The organism is Thermococcus sp. 101 C5, from assembly GCF_009372125.1.
GTDB classification, from domain to species: domain Archaea; phylum Methanobacteriota_B; class Thermococci; order Thermococcales; family Thermococcaceae; genus Thermococcus_A; species Thermococcus_A bergensis.
The window spans coordinates 1-15,018 of record NZ_WHIZ01000052.1; the positions used below are offsets into that span (position 1 = coordinate 1).

The following is a 15,018-nucleotide window of genomic DNA, read 5'->3' on the forward strand; positions in this document are numbered from 1 at the left end:
GTTAGTTTGTTGTACCTGATTTTGGGGAACAGCTTCATTTCTTCGATTAGGACTCTGTAAGCGTGCTTGTAAACTCCGTTAAAGTGCAAGTGTGCTAGTATTGCGAAGGTTATTAGGTCGTAGAGGCTGATTATTTCCCTGTGAGTGTTTTTCGGGTAGTGTTTGCTGATTATCGGGTAGATTTCGGATTTTATGATCAGGATTTCCCTCTGAAAACTCAATACAACCACCAATCAATCAAAAGACTTAAGTGCTTATAACTCTAACGATCTAATGGGAACTAGGGTGTCTATTAGTATAATCCCTCTGCTTCCGACCTCTTCCATTGCTTTGAGATACTTGTATGATAGCTCAGTCATTCGTTCTAAGTTCATGGGTGAAATAGTCTTTACCTCGCCCTCTTTGGTGGCCGTGGTTACAAAATAGTAAGTCCAATTCTCGGGAATATTATTCAAAGTTCTAACAAACGCAAGCACAGGCGCATCTTTCAGCTTTTCTTTTATCTTTTTGTACTCCTCTTGGTTTATTATCCTGACACCGGGCGCTATCTTAACTTCGTGTATTTCCATTGTTTTTAGCCTGAGGAACTCCTCAGAAGATGTGAGCTTTATTGTTAAGAAAGTTAGTCCAAGGATAAGCACCAAGGAGATAGTAGAGCCTATGATGGGGTATGTTTCACTCTCGAGCATAATAGATATCGGAACCGGAAGCAAGTGAAGTCCAAAGAGCACTAACAGTATGGAGAGATACCTTGCCTTTCTTCCGTAGATGTACGTCAGCTCCTTCATGAAATAGCCAGCAGTTGACATAACAATTGCCGCTAGCCCATGGGACACATAGAGACTAACTGTGGCCTTGGATAATCCCTGTTGAAACACGTAATCTGGAATTAAAGAGTAAACTGCAAATAGCAAAGACAGCAGAGGCAGCAACATTTTGGAGTTTATCTTAATACTCAAGTTCTCTTCCCTAATCAGCTCTATAACCCCGCTCAGGAAAAACACACTGAATAGAAGTATAAACATTCCCGCCAGTGGCAGATGCTGGAATGCATAACTAGAAACTGTTAAAAAGTCAAACAACCACGCTAAAGAGAGCAAAAGAGCTGAAGTTCGTTTGTTTTTCAGATAGATGCGGAAGATAAGTAAAAACGCCAGCAAGTCAGCCAACATAACAATGGAACCCTCAGTTATCGTTAGCGTTTGGATGTTTACCATACTAATATCCCTCCCTCTTCGGGTTTGCAAAGCCCTCCCATTTGAATGGTTTCTCACGTTTGGCACGAGTGATATGGTTATCCTCTATCTTTACAATCAATAGTTCTGGTCTTGCAATTATAAGTCCCATTTTGCCCCGTTCTCCCTTCTTCACTACAGTGTATCCATCTGGAGTAGCCTTCAAAGGAAAGATTATAGTAAAGGGATAGTTCGGAAAATATACAATCTCTTCATTTTTAACTATTCCGACATTATCGCCAAAACCGTAGTAACCATAGAAAGGTACAACAAGTGAGTTGGGGAACTTTTCCTCAGCAAGTTCAATTGCATCTATATTTAAGCTCACGCCACTGAAAATAATAGTTAATATGTCTTCTTTTCTGGAGAGATATAGGTCTAAAAACTGTGGTATAGTGCGAACAAAGTTTATAGGGTCTTTTTCAAGCACCTTTTTTGTGTATTTTACAAAGGGATCATATTTCGTTCTTAATACATGGTTTATTCCCTTCTCCTCAAGTTCCCGTTTTATACCATCTGTTTCCAGACCAATAAAATATAGCATCCCTCCATATGACCACACAAGTTCACTAACTTCTTCTTGGTACCATCCGTAAGGCCCCCCAGTAAGGGCTCGCATTTTATTTTCCTCATAAATCTCGCTTAACCTATATATTTCGTCAAGAGATGCTTTCAGATATTTCACAAGAAGCTTCATATACTCATAGTCCCAATGAAGGATGCTCCTCTCTCTGGTAGTTCCGGAGGATTGGTAAAATCTCACCCTCCCATCATAGCCCTGGGGAAGAAAGTCAAGCCAGTTATCGCGAAGATGATCCTCGCTAACAGCCAGATTTGAGTTGAAAATTTTCCCAAAAATCTCTTCAAGCTTTCCTTCGAAGATTTCATCCAAGTCAACTCTGTCCCTCAGTCTTTTCCAGTAGGGAGTGTTTTCAAAGTGATATTCGAATATTTCTCTGAGATATGAGATAGTCTCTTTTTCTGTTACGTTGAGGGGATCATAGTCCTTTGCAAAATCTTCATACTTCATTTTACCATCCTCCAAGAACTCCCAATTACATAAGTTATAATAGTTGGGAAGTGTTATTAAAGTTTTCTTCAATAGTTTGGAAAAAGTTAAATAGAAAGCAACAGTTATGTAATGAGGTGATATAATCATGGATAGCATTTTGCTTGGGAGGAAAGACCTTGAAGATTTGAGGTATACGGCTGAGACAGCATTCAAGACAACGGAATTCTGGAAAGAAAAGTTTTCAGACATCGACATAGATGACTTGAAACCAGAAATACTCGCTTCTCTAACCGATAAAGTATTCATAGGGCCCCACGATTTATACAAAAGGGATAAAGTCTGGCCGACGTACATAAGAAACCATGAAATTTTTTACAATGTTATGAGAACCAGCGGGACAACAGGAAAACCAAAAAGGATACCATTTACTAAATACGACAAAATAAGAACAAGCAGACAATACTCGTCTTGGATAGAGGAATACTTATACAAACAAAAACTTGCCTCGTTCCTACCTCAATTACCTTCTGGGTCTGGATTTTTAACAGCAGCTTCTCTCGAGTACATGGACGTAAAAGTAGGATTTTATCAGATCCCAATACAATACCTGAGAATGCGAGATGCCCTAATAGAAGAGTTCCGGGACATAGGAGCAACGGCGATTTACACTCTCACAACAGGAGCTTATGTTTTGGGGCTAACGCTACCAGAGGACATCAAAAACGACATACAGGTTATTTTGGTAGGTGGAGAGACGTTGAGTCAGGAAATGGCCAATGCTATACTGGACAGCTTCCCAAATGCCGTTATCTTAGATGTATTTGGAAACTCTGAAGACGATGCCACAGGGAGAAGAATTGTGACCAGAAAAGGAATGGAACCTTTCACTTTCCCAGAATCACTAATACTCTTAAAAGAAGATGCGGATCCGGAGTATAAGGACTACTACGAAATATATATCACCAAAATCATGAGAGAGGGCGAACTTACTGGGTTGCCGCTCTTCAACTACAAGATTGGGGATTTAGCAAGGGTCATTGATGGGAAAGTGATTAACATCATCAGGGTAAAGGATGTAATAAGCCTTGGCGGAGCAAAGCTCCACATAGATCAGGTTATGGATATCGTTCACAGATACCCCTTCTTAGTGGACTTCGTGATAATCTACCACCCCCTCTCACCGGACAATCCAAAACCAAAAGCCATAATAAAAGTCGGATACGTGGGAGAGAAGCCAGCTGGCATAGAAGATGAGATAAGAGGGCTGATATACGAAGCAAACAACCCAGTTAGATATGAAGTAGAAGAGGCCAAGTCATCGGAGCTAATAGTTGAAGCTGTGCCAGCGGAGAAGGTAAGAGAAGGTTTGCCCCAAAAGCCGGGAAAAACAAAGAGAATTTTTATAGTCGGAAGGGACATTTAACCCCATTTTATCTTTTTGTATGGTAAATTATTTAACTTAAAAGTCCCAAGTCTATTCTAGGTGAGAATTATGAAGCCAAAGATAATTCACGACCCCATTCATGGAAGTATGAAGATAAGCGGGCTCATTTTGGACCTCATAAAAACTCCGGAATTTCAGAGGCTTAGAAATATAAAGCAGCTTGGGCTTGCGTATCTTGTCTACCCCGGCGCAAATCACTCTCGCTTTGAGCACTCATTAGGCACATACAACATTGCAAAAAGGCTTGCCATGGAACTGGGACTTAGCGAAGAGGAAAAAACCCTCCTAGAGACAGCAGCGTTGCTTCACGATATTGGCCACGGTCCGTTTTCACACACCTTCGAGCAGATATACGAGCACTATGTGAGGGAATACGATCATATGCATCTCGGCCAGAACATCATCCTTGGAAAGATCGACATAATAGACGGGGAGATAGAAGAAAGGCAGTTCATACCTGAGATACTGGAATTTTACGGCTATGAGCCAAAGGAAGTTGCCGACCTTATTCTGGGCAAATATGGAAAAAGATATCTCGGACAGGCACTGCATGGAGACGTGGATGTAGACCAGCTAGACTACCTCATTAGGGACGCCCACTATACCGGGGTGGCCCATGGAATAATCGACCTTGAGAGGCTTCTGAAGGTTTTAAGGATCCACAACAATGAGCTCGTTGTTGACGAGAAGGGAGTCGAGGCAGTTGAGGGTATGATGGTGGCCAGAGCGCTCATGTACTCTAGGGTTTATTTCCACCACACGGTAAAGATAGCAGAAGGAATGCTGACCAGAGCTCTGGAATTTGCCCTTGAAGACGGCTACCTCTGGGAGTTCTGGAAGATGACAGACTGCAGAGTCCTCGTAGAGCTTGAAGATTTGGAAGGCTATCCAAGGGAAATCGTAAAGCGCATTAAGTACCGCGACTTGTTTAAGGCCGCACTGCTGCTGGGGGCTGATGAACTTACCACTGAGGAAAAAAGAGAATTGTTGGCAGTTTATAGAGATATAAAGAAACGCCAAGAGCTTGAAAGGAAACTAGCGGATGCCGTGGGAGCGAGGGAAGGAGAAGTTGTCATAGAGTTCTCAACGGCTGACCTAATGCTTACCGAGCCGAGACTGAAGTCGGCGGAAATTGGTGTGGTAATGCACACTGGAGAAATAAAGCCCTTAACAAAAGTTACTCCACTCGCAAACGCTCTCAAGAGAAGGCAAACACCCAGATGGGCCGTAATGATAGCATCTCCATCAAAATATGTGGATAAAATTAGAGACGTGTGGAGGAAGGTTTTCTTCAGCTGAATATCTTTCTCTTTATCTCCTTCTTAAGTTCCTCAATCATCTCAATAAGCTCATCGGCATCCCTAATCTCGTTGAGCTTCTCCTTTGGGATGAGAGGAATTTCTCCCACAACCTCGGTTTTAGTCCTTTCGAGGATAAACAGCCCGTCGCTCTGGATAATTTTGCTAACTTCATCTACTATTTGAGCCCTTTTCACAGTCGATAACGTCTTTCTTTCACTTATGCCTGTTAAAATCTTCACTCCCCCTTCCTTTGAGATGGCATCAAAAGGAGCTTTTTTGATTTTTATGACCCCCATTCCAAACTCTTCCAAGCGTTTGAAGACTTCCCTTTCAAGGTCTGTCTCCGGTTCAACCTCCATCTTGGCCTCGACTCTTGCGTTAAGAACATCGATGGGCTTTGCAACCGGGGCATCGAACAGCTCCTCAAGCCTCAGAGCAACCTCAAGGCTCATGGCCTGCTCTCCTTTCTCATAGTTCTGGAGGCTCTTCCTTGAAACTCCAAGAAGTTCAGCGAGCTCTCCAACGCTATAGCCGTGTCTCTCTCTAAGCTCTCGCAGATATTCACCGTTAACCCTTACGTAAAAACCGCCCCTCTCGGCAAAGATTGCAGGCAGTTCGTTTTCCACAAGGATATCATAAAGAGTCTGTGGGTTTAGAGCATAGATTCCGTGTCTTTCGTAAACAACCCCTTCTTCGAGTTCTTCGTTTTTAGACTTTAACCCCACGATCAGAGGAGAGGCCCCAAAGAGCTTGGCTAGGCGCTTTAAATCCTCTGCCTGCTCCTCCGTAAAGGAGTCTATATTTTGGAGAACTTTCACGAAGAGCAGCAAAAAGAGCCTACTAGCAACTAGGTCAAAGCACGAGCCTTTAAACTCCATTCTCGCAACCTTAAATCCAGTCCCCTTGAATATGGTTTCAACAATTCGTAGCAGTCTCTCTTTTTCCATCATATCATTTATAAATAGGGGTAGGGGATTTAAAAGTTTCCTCTCAATGGATAAACTTTTAACCATTCAGCATATCCTAAGGGAATGATGAAGCTTCACATAGGCATTGACGACACGGATTCACCGGATGGAATGTGCACCACTTATCTAGGTGTCCTGCTGTATAGAGAGATTTCCAGGGTAGCGGAGCCTTTAGACCTCCCAAAGCTCATCCGTCTAAACCCAAACGTGCCGTACAAGACCAGAGGTAACGGGGCAGTGGCAATGAGTTTTGAAGTTGAAGATGACGATATGCCAAAGATAAAAAGGCTTGTTCTGGATATGGTTGAGGAGTTATCAGACTTTAATCATGAGAACACAAACCCCGGAGTTGTATTTCTGGAGGGAGAAATTCCCAGAGACTTGGAAGAGTTTACGTACAGGGCTATATGGGAGCACGTTACCATTGAGGAGGCTGAAAAAGTTGCAAGGGAGGTAAATGCAGAAATTCACAAGTTCAAGCTCGGCAGGGGTGTAATTGGAGCCCTTGCGGCAATCGGCCACCCGCTGAAGAACTTTACCTATGAACTCCTAGCATACAGGAAAAGGGAATTCTGGGGAAGTAAAAGAAGAGTCAAGGAAGATAGTGTTTTTGAAACCGATAAATTAACTTATCCCTTCACATATGATAACGTCGACCCCTTCAAGGGGAGCGTTCTGATAACTCCCCACGGAAAAGACCCCGTTCTGGTTGGAATTAGGGGAATAGATAATAATCGGGTTTTGTGGACATTTGAAAACATCATTATTGAAGAACCCGTAGAGTTCTTCCAGATTTATAAAACAAACCAAAATACAGACGACCATTTGAGGTTTAAAAAGATCGGCGAATTAAAGCCCCTGGAGAGTGCCGTTGTAAGGGGGAGAGTCAGCAAAGAGTACTGGGAGAAAGGAAGGCACGTGTTTTTCGAGCTGAGTGATGATACCGGCACAATCAGGGTTGCAGCCTTTGAGCCCACCAAGGGATTTAGAAAATACGTTAGAATGCTAATTGAAGGCGACGAGGTCATTGCAGCCGGAGGAGTAAAGGAGTTCGAGGGTGTTTTGACCCTCAACTTGGAGAAATTCTACCCGATAAGGCTTGCCGAAAAAATAGTTTATGAAAAGCCAAAATGTCCAAAGTGTGGGGGAACAATGAAAAGCAAAGGGGACTACCTGAAGTGCAAAGAATGCGGACACAGAATGCCAAAAGTTCTGATTCCAAAAAGATTACCCCGCCAGCTTGAGAAAAAAATCTATGAAGTGCCACCTGATGCAAGAAAGCACCTTTCCAGACCGCTCGTCCTTCCGCTTGGAGAGGAAAAAATTTTGGAAGCAGCTGAGAGAAATTAACCTCCCTCTCTTCTCTCGACCTCTTCTATGTAGGCTATTACGTTGTCCACTATCTGTGGAGCCAAGCCTATGTAGTTTTCTGGCCTTAGAGACTCCAAATCCTCTTCGCTGAGGTACTTCATAGCTTCACTCTCTTTAACCACTTCTAACAGATCTCTTCCTTCTTCAAATGCCTTCATGGCAAGCTGTCTCACCAGTTCATGAGCCTCCTGCCTCCCCATGCCCTTCTCCGTAAGCTTGAGCATCAGCGGTTCGGCCATTATCAGGTTCTTTGTGAGGTAAAGATTTCTCTTTATATTCTCAGGGAAGAACTCCAGGCCGGATAAGACCTTCTTCATACTCTTCAACATCTCATCCAAGAGTATAAACGTCTCCGGGAGTATTACACGCTCAACTGAAGAGTTAGTAAGGTCTCTCTCGTGCCACAGCGGATTGTTGAGTAAGGCTGGAATAACGTTGGAATAGATAACCCGTGCAAGCCCGCTGACTTTTTCACATCTTATCGGGTTTCTCTTGTGCGGCATTGTTGAAGAGCCAACCTGCTTCTTTCCAAAGGGCTCACTGATTTCAAGAATCTCAGTCCTCTGGAGGTTTCTTATCTCAAGGGCTATTTTGTCGAGGGTTGAAGCTATTAAGGCCAGAATGCTCATGAGTTCTCCGTAGACATCTCTTTGAATTATTTGGTTAGTTATCAAAGCTGGTTTAAGACCGAGGTCTTCCATGACTAAGCGCTGGATTTCAAGCCCCTTTTCACCAAAAGACGCCATCGTCCCAACGGCACCACTCATCTGTCCCACAAGGATTCTCTTCTTGGCTTCTTCAATTCTATCAATGTGCCTCTGGATTTCATCTAGCCAGATGGCAAACTTCATCCCATATGTGGTTGGAACGGCATGCTGGCCGTGAGTTCTTCCAATGCACACAGTATATTTGTGCTCCTTTGCGAGATTTTTAAGTATTGAACGGAGCTCCCTAAGATCCTTCAGAACAATCTCCAGGGATTCCTTAATGAGAAGAGCATTGGCGGTGTCTATTATATCATTGGATGTCGCCCCGAGATGGACGTATTTTCCATGTTCTCCGCAGACCTCACTTAGGGCTTTAACAACGGCCATTATATCATGGTGAATTTCGGCCTCGATTTCTTTAACTCTCTCGATTTTTACCCATTTTGTGTTTGCCTTTTCGCTGATTGCTCTTGCACTTTCTTCAGGAATGTTGCCAACTTTTGCGTGAGCCCTTGCAAGGGCGGCTTCCACATCAAGAAGTTTCTGGAGTTTATTTTCCTCTTCCCAGATGCGTTTCATCTCTTCACTACCATACCTGTAATCAATCGGATGAATGGCCATTGTATCACCAGCTTTTTGTAATAATCAACCTTAAAAAGATTTTCTAATACACACAAAAATGTCAAAACTAAAACTCGGTTTCTTGGGTTTTTATGGCATATCTGGAAACCCGAGCATTCAACCGAAAAGTATTTAACCACATATCCAAAGTTTGCTATTGACAAAACTTTCGGAGGGTGTCAAAAATGGCAGAGGAGCATGTTGTCTTCATAGGAAAGAAGCCTGTTATGAACTATGTATTGGCCGTAATAACCCAGTTCAACGAGGGTGCAAAGGAAGTTAGCATCAGAGCAAGGGGTAGGGCTATCAGCAGGGCCGTTGACGTTGCAGAGATCGTCAGAAACAGGTTCCTTCCAGAGGTTAGAGTTAAGGAGATAAAGATCGGCACAGAGGAGCTCCCAACAGCTGACGGAAGAACAGCCAACACCTCAACAATTGAGATCATCCTCGAGAAGCCATGAATTTAGTTTTTCTTTCCTTTTCATAACTTTACCCTGTTTTGCTTCAATCCCTTTCGAAGTGAAAACAAAGGTTTTTAATAATTCGTTGTCAGATATTCTTGGTGCAGTAAATGGAATTTGAGATAATCGATGTTGGTGATGAGAAAGCTAAGGAGCTTGCTCAAATTCTCACAAATGAAACTTCGCTTCTAATATTGAGACTTCTGCAAGAGAGGACTCTTTCGATGTCAGAAATAGCAAAGGAGCTTGGAATCCCAATGTCAACTGTTTCTTATCACCTAGATAAAATGACGAGGGTAGGGCTTGTTGAGATAGCGGGGAAAAAGTACGGCAAGAGATTGCAGGAGGTAAAGCTTTATAGGGCTGCCTCAAAGCCAATTCTTCTGCTTCCCAGGGGAATTCCAGTCAAAAAGCGTTTTCTGAAAGTTTTTGAGAAAATACAGATTATAAGTTTGGGGGTAGCCGGCCTTCTGTCTTCTGCAGTGTATGCCATATCCAGCAGGCTCCTGGCAGAAGAATCCCGGTTAGCTGCTAGGAATGCAACGTACACTATTGAACAGACCCCCATAAATATTGAGAGCGTTAATGAAACGGTTATATCAAAGTTAGCCGGGGCTTCTTCGATACCATATCTTCTGGCAATTTTAGTATTTGTGGTGACGTTTTTCCTGATTCCCCGATACATAATGGTAAAGAAAATATAGTCCCAAAACATTTTTAAGTTTCTCACCGTAGTTCACCATGAATCAGGAGGGAATAACAATGATGCCAAAAATTACTGTAGAGCAAATAGTTAAAAGAAGGGCAGTGGTTGTTAGGCCAACCGAAACTGTTGAAAAAGTTGCGAAAATTCTCGCAAGGAACAAAGTAAGCAGTGCGGTTGTCATGGACAAAGATGAGATAGTTGGTATAGTCACTGATAGAGACATTCTCAACAAAGTAGTTGCCAAGGGGAAGAATCCCAAAGAGGTAAAAATCAGCGAGATAATGACAAAAGACCCCATAACGATAGAATACGACTATGATATTCAGGATGCAATCGAGCTTATGATGGAGAAAGGAGTTAGAAGGCTCCTCGTAACAAAGCTTGGAATGCCAATGGGATTTGTAACAGCGGCAGATTTGCTTGCAGCAATAAATGCCTATAATCACGAGGAAGAGGAAACCGAGATAGAAGAAGGAGAAGTCTACGGAATATGCGAGGTCTGCGGACAGTACGCTCAGCTCCATAGAGTTGTTCACGAAGGCTACGAGAGATGGGTCTGCGAAAGCTGTAAAGACATGCTTGAGGGTTGAATGCTACTTCAATTATTTTTAAATCTCCCTTTAGCTTAGCTCATATTCCCAAAGGTTTAAAACTCTTCTGAGAAATACACATCTAGAGGTGAGAGAATATGGAGAAGAAAACCGGAACAACCACCGTTGGAATTAAACTGAAAGAGGGGGTAGTATTAGCAGCGGATACTCAAGCTTCTCTCGATCACATGGTGGAAACACTCAACATAAAGAAAATTTTGCCAATAACTGACAGGATAGCAATAACAACCGCAGGAAGCGTTGGTGATTTGCAGGCTTTAGCGAGAATGCTCGAAGCTGAGGCGAGGTATTACCAGTTTACCTGGGGAAAACCAATGACAGCAAAGGCTATGGCAAACCTTCTCAGCAACATACTTAACGAGAGCAAATGGTTCCCCTACATGGTGCAGATAATTATCGGCGGCTACGTTGAGGAACCAACCCTTGCAAGCCTTGATCCTTTGGGAGGACTTATCTTTGACAACTACACCGCAACGGGCTCTGGAAGCCCCTTTGCAATAGCGATACTTGAAGACGGATACAGAGAGGACATGACAGTTGAAGAGGCCAAAGAATTGGCTGTAAGGGCAGTCAGAACAGCGGGTAAGAGAGACGTTTACACAGGAGATAGAAAAGTGCAGGTGGTCGTAATAACCAAAGATGGAATGACAGAAGAATTCGTAGAGTTCAAGGAGTGATTTTTTGTATTTTCCGGTGGTTAAATGAGGAAGAAAAACTTCCTTGCCCTTTTTCTCATAGCTCTTTTCCTTGTTGCGTTTTTGTACCATGACAGCTCTTATTCAGGTGAAGATCAACAAGTGCTTCAAATTGCCTCTAACATCTCAAAAGAGGTTGAGGAAATAAGGGGGCTTAGTTTTAAGGAAAGTCCAAAAATAATCATCCTTACCAAAGAGGAGGCCCTTAAAAAATGGGGCCCAAGCAGAGAAGATTATCAAGAAATCAAAAAGTGGGAGCTGGTATATAAGATGAGTTTTCTTGTTCCGATTAACTACAACCTCACAAAAACAAAAGAAAAAGAAACCGCGTCATGGATAGCAGTTACTTCGGGAAACAAAGTATACATAATTTCAGAAAACTTCTTTAAAACGGGGGATACAGCCAAGAGGGTTCTGGCTCATGAATTTACCCATGTGATACAAAAGCAGCACTTCGATCCGAAATATCCAACAACGCTTGACGGTAGCCTTGCCATGAAGGCCTTGGTTGAAGGGGACGCAGATTTAACCGCCGACCTTTATTGCAAGAGGCATGGCATCAGGATAGAGAAAATAACCTCCCTGTATCTTAAAGACCCCCCTATGAACTTTGGATACTTCCCCTACGTTTTTGGTGACAAATTTGTAGAGTATCTATACCAAAAAGGCGGGTGGGGGCTTGTTAACAAGGCCTACACCGATCCGCCACAAACAACCCAGCAAATCATGCATCCGGAATTTTACTTAGCCAAGGTTCTACCTCAAAAGGTAGACGTGAATCTGGGCAGAGGTTATAGAGTAATCCATGAGGACAGACTCGGAGAATTCTATTTTTATCTTCTCCTTGTAACGAGTGGCTTTGATGAAGAAAAAGCCCTAAACATCTCCGTGGCATGGAGAGGTGATAAACTAGTCCTGGCAGAAAACTCCACGCACTATGTATTGGTGTGGAAGAGCCTTTGGAGTGATGAAAAGGCTCTCCGGGAGATACAAAATCTTTTCACCAAAAAGATGAAAAAATCGAGCAAATTAAAAGCCCAAATAGCAGTCGACAGAAATGAGCTTATGCTCAAAACCGTGATTTCAAAGCAATAGCTGATCTCTTATGTCTAGTTTTGTACTGCCGCTATCGAAACTTCTTTTTGATTGCCGGGGCCGGATTGAAGATTTTTGGGCGAAATGTTTCATTAGGCAACAAAAACAGTTATAAATGCCAAAATTCAAACACTATTGCCCAGGCCAAAATATTTTGAGGTGATAAAAAATGGCTGAAAAGAAAAGGAAAAGGGTCGTAATTCTTGGTGCTGCTGGAAGAGATTTCCACAACTTCAACGTGTTCTTTAGGGACAACCCAGAGTATGAGGTAGTGGCCTTTACCGCCACCCAGATTCCAGACATCGAGGGTAGAATTTACCCACCAGAGCTTGCCGGTGAGCTTTATCCAAATGGAATTCCAATATGGAGTGAGGATGACCTTGAAAAGATAATCAAAGAGCACGACATTGACGTTGTTGTTTTCGCTTACTCAGACGTTTCTCACGAACACGTTATGCACCTTGCCTCAAGGGCACACTCAGCTGGCGCTGACTTCTGGCTTCTTGGACCAAAGAGCACAATGATAAAGAGCACCAAGCCGGTTGTAGCGGTTACAGCTGTTAGAACAGGCTGTGGAAAGAGCCAGACATCAAGAAAAGTCGCCCAAATCCTGCAGGAGATGGGTTATAAGGTGGTAGCAATAAGACACCCAATGCCCTACGGAGACCTGAGAAAGCAGGTCGTGCAGAGGTTTGCGAGCTTTGAAGACCTCGACAAGCACGAGTGCACCATTGAAGAGAGGGAAGAGTACGAGCCGTACATCGAGCGCGGCATGGTAGTTTACGCTGGAGTTGACTATGAAAAGATTCTCCGCGAGGCCGAAAAAGAAGCGGACATAATCCTCTGGGATGGAGGAAACAACGACTTCCCCTTCTACGTCCCAGACCTCTGGATAGTCGTTACCGACCCGCACAGGCCCGGACACGAGCTCAAGTACCACCCAGGTGAGACCAACTTCAGAGCGGCCGATGTGATAATTATAAACAAGATCGATACAGCAAACAGAGACGACATCCAGCAGGTAAGGGAGAGCATAGAGAAGGTCAACCCGAATGCAACCGTCATCGAAGCTGCTTCACCAATCTTCGTCGACAAGCCGGAGCTGATTAAAGGAAAGAGAGTTCTCGTAGTTGAGGACGGCCCAACACTCACACACGGTGGAATGAGATACGGTGCCGGTTACGTTGCAGCCAAGAAGTTCGGAGCCAAGGAGATCATTGACCCAAGACCATATGCTGTGGGTTCAATAGTTGAAACCTACAAGAAGTACCCACACCTTGACGTTATTCTCCCAGCTATGGGCTACGGCAAGAAGCAGATCAAGGAACTTGAGGAAACAATCAACAGGGCCGATGCAGATGTCGTCATCATGGGTACCCCAGTTGACCTTAGAAGAGTCATGAACATTAACAAGCCTGCTGTTAGAGTCCAATACGAGCTTGAAGAGATAGGATATCCAAAACTCAAAGACATCCTCAAGGAATTCGTCGAAAAGCACGTTAAGAAGGAGTGAACTCTTTCTTTTCTTCTTTTCTACCTTCTTGACCAAATTCTCATATACCATTTCTTAAAATTCACTTGTATTGCTCACTACTGATCACAAACATAATTACAAGTGATCACTCTTATTACTCATTGGTGGCATAATATGCTCAACAAAAATTTCTGGCTCTATGCAACTGGTAAATGGGTCTCTCAAGCAGGGTGGATAATTCAAGACATAGCGGTCCCACTTTACGTGCTCGATAAAACTGGTAGCGGAACTATAATGAGCATTTTCATAATAGCAGAGCTGATTCCAAGACTTTTGGTAAATCCAATAGCTGGTGTAATTGGTGATCGGTATAATCGAAAAAAGTTAATGGTATGGCTTGACATGGCAAGAGGAATTTTTCTCTTTGGAGTTATTGCCTTCGATTTACTAAACATCCAGAGTTTGCTTGCAATTCAAGTTGTAATGAGCATTATGGGAGCATTTTTCTCAGCAGGTACTTCGGGGATGTTCCCCGACCTTGTAAAAAAGGAAGAACTTGCCAATTAATAAGGATTGTCGGGCCTATACTAGGAGGGGCAATCTATGCCTTTGGTGGGCTTAAACTGGCAATCCTCATAAATGCAGTGAGCTTCTTTGGCTCTGGACTCTTCGAAACATTCATCGAGTACCACTGGGAAACCCGGAAGATTTCTAGTATCCATGAAGTGTGGGAGGATATCCTCGAAGGATTCCAGTTTATAAGAAATTCAAAGAGTTTACTCGCACTTACTACCCTCGGAATCCTGATAAACACACTACTGCAACCGGTCATATCGATTATTCTCCCATACCTGTCGCGAGTCATATTAGGATTCTCCTCTGTCCAATTCGGGAGTATTCAAACAGTTGCAACAATTGGGGCATTAACAGGTAACCTTATAATAGCAGGAAAACTCAAAGAATCATCAGAGAACTTACTGTTCAAGGCCCTTTTTGCACAGCTCATCTGCTTATTCCCCCTATCACTGGTCATTCATCCTTATTTCCAAAAAACTGCATATTTCATGCTCTTAGGAGTATTCGCCACTTTTGGTCTTTTCAATACATTGGTAAATGTACCCCTAGCGACAAAGCTTCAAAAAGCCGTTCCTAATGAAGTTCGGGCTAGATTCTTCTCGGCCTTTGAGACTGCACTAATGATAACAATCCGTTCTGCCTACCAGTAAAGTGCGTGTAGGGCGTTAATTTCGTAACGGGTAGGCTTCCCTCCTCCCGTCTTCATCGGAGGGCTTTCGGGGGGAACGGAGACTCCCCACA

13 protein-coding genes and 2 pseudogenes are annotated in these 15,018 nt (G+C 43.3%); 10 read left to right on the forward strand and 5 right to left on the reverse strand.

The window, feature by feature from the left end:
- From GBV73_RS08105 to GBV73_RS08115, 3 genes and pseudogenes are all read right to left on the reverse strand, one after another.
- A pseudogene (locus GBV73_RS08105) lies at positions 1-230 on the reverse strand (IS982 family transposase); the annotation flags it as partial.
- A 24-nt stretch (positions 231-254) separates the two neighbouring features.
- Positions 255-1,217 carry a DUF835 domain-containing protein gene (locus GBV73_RS08110; RefSeq protein WP_152880638.1) on the reverse strand — a complete coding sequence of 321 codons (963 nt, stop codon included), beginning with the start codon at positions 1,215-1,217 and terminating at the stop codon, positions 255-257.
- Position 1,218: 1 nt separating this feature from the next.
- Positions 1,219-2,265 (reverse strand): hypothetical protein, encoded by a 1,047-nt coding sequence (locus GBV73_RS08115; RefSeq protein WP_087035295.1) that lies wholly within the window; start codon positions 2,263-2,265, stop codon positions 1,219-1,221.
- A 127-nt stretch (positions 2,266-2,392) separates the two neighbouring features.
- Between GBV73_RS08115 and GBV73_RS08120 the strand changes: the two genes are divergently transcribed.
- Positions 2,393-3,670 (forward strand): AMP-binding protein, encoded by a 1,278-nt coding sequence (locus tag GBV73_RS08120; protein WP_152880640.1) that lies wholly within the window; start codon positions 2,393-2,395, stop codon positions 3,668-3,670.
- Between the two features lie 69 nt (positions 3,671-3,739).
- Positions 3,740-4,990 (forward strand): HD domain-containing protein, encoded by a 1,251-nt coding sequence (locus GBV73_RS08125; protein ID WP_152880642.1) that lies wholly within the window; start codon positions 3,740-3,742, stop codon positions 4,988-4,990.
- Here GBV73_RS08125 and GBV73_RS08130 read toward each other — a convergent pair.
- Positions 4,983-5,939 carry a transcriptional regulator gene (locus GBV73_RS08130; protein WP_042700619.1) on the reverse strand — a complete coding sequence of 319 codons (957 nt, stop codon included), beginning with the start codon at positions 5,937-5,939 and terminating at the stop codon, positions 4,983-4,985. The genes GBV73_RS08125 and GBV73_RS08130 overlap by 8 nt on opposite strands.
- Positions 5,940-6,026: 87 nt before the next feature.
- On the opposite strand from GBV73_RS08130, the gene tiaS reads away from it, so the two are divergent.
- Positions 6,027-7,310, forward strand: coding sequence for a tRNA(Ile2) 2-agmatinylcytidine synthetase TiaS (gene tiaS / locus GBV73_RS08135; protein WP_152880644.1), 1,284 nt, complete (start codon positions 6,027-6,029; stop codon positions 7,308-7,310).
- On the opposite strand, the gene purB is transcribed toward tiaS, so the two are convergent.
- A complete protein-coding gene (gene purB, locus GBV73_RS08140; protein ID WP_152880646.1) occupies positions 7,307-8,659 on the reverse strand; it encodes an adenylosuccinate lyase in 1,353 nt (450 codons plus the stop codon). The genes tiaS and purB overlap by 4 nt on opposite strands.
- 185 nt (positions 8,660-8,844) lie before the next feature.
- Between purB and albA the strand changes: the two genes are divergently transcribed.
- The 7 genes and pseudogenes from albA to GBV73_RS08175 form a co-directional block, all read left to right on the forward strand.
- Positions 8,845-9,120 (forward strand): DNA-binding protein Alba, encoded by a 276-nt coding sequence (gene albA, locus GBV73_RS08145; RefSeq protein WP_004067437.1) that lies wholly within the window; start codon positions 8,845-8,847, stop codon positions 9,118-9,120.
- Between the two features lie 110 nt (positions 9,121-9,230).
- Positions 9,231-9,824, forward strand: coding sequence for a transcriptional regulator (locus GBV73_RS08150; RefSeq protein WP_152880648.1), 594 nt, complete (start codon positions 9,231-9,233; stop codon positions 9,822-9,824).
- Between the two features lie 58 nt (positions 9,825-9,882).
- On the forward strand, positions 9,883-10,416 hold the full coding sequence (locus GBV73_RS08155; protein ID WP_152880656.1) for a cyclic nucleotide-binding/CBS domain-containing protein: 534 nt from the start codon (positions 9,883-9,885) through the stop codon (positions 10,414-10,416).
- A 98-nt stretch (positions 10,417-10,514) separates the two neighbouring features.
- Positions 10,515-11,114 carry an archaeal proteasome endopeptidase complex subunit beta gene (gene psmB, locus GBV73_RS08160; RefSeq protein WP_152880650.1) on the forward strand — a complete coding sequence of 200 codons (600 nt, stop codon included), beginning with the start codon at positions 10,515-10,517 and terminating at the stop codon, positions 11,112-11,114.
- A 24-nt stretch (positions 11,115-11,138) separates the two neighbouring features.
- Positions 11,139-12,227, forward strand: coding sequence for a DUF4157 domain-containing protein (locus GBV73_RS08165; protein WP_152880652.1), 1,089 nt, complete (start codon positions 11,139-11,141; stop codon positions 12,225-12,227).
- A 169-nt stretch (positions 12,228-12,396) separates the two neighbouring features.
- Positions 12,397-13,740, forward strand: a complete 1,344-nt coding sequence (locus GBV73_RS08170; protein WP_152880654.1) for a cyclic 2,3-diphosphoglycerate synthase — start codon at positions 12,397-12,399, stop codon at positions 13,738-13,740.
- A gap of 173 nt (positions 13,741-13,913) precedes the next feature.
- Positions 13,914-14,927, forward strand: a pseudogene (locus tag GBV73_RS08175) (MFS transporter); the annotation flags it as partial.
- Between the last annotated feature and the right edge of the window lie 91 nt (positions 14,928-15,018).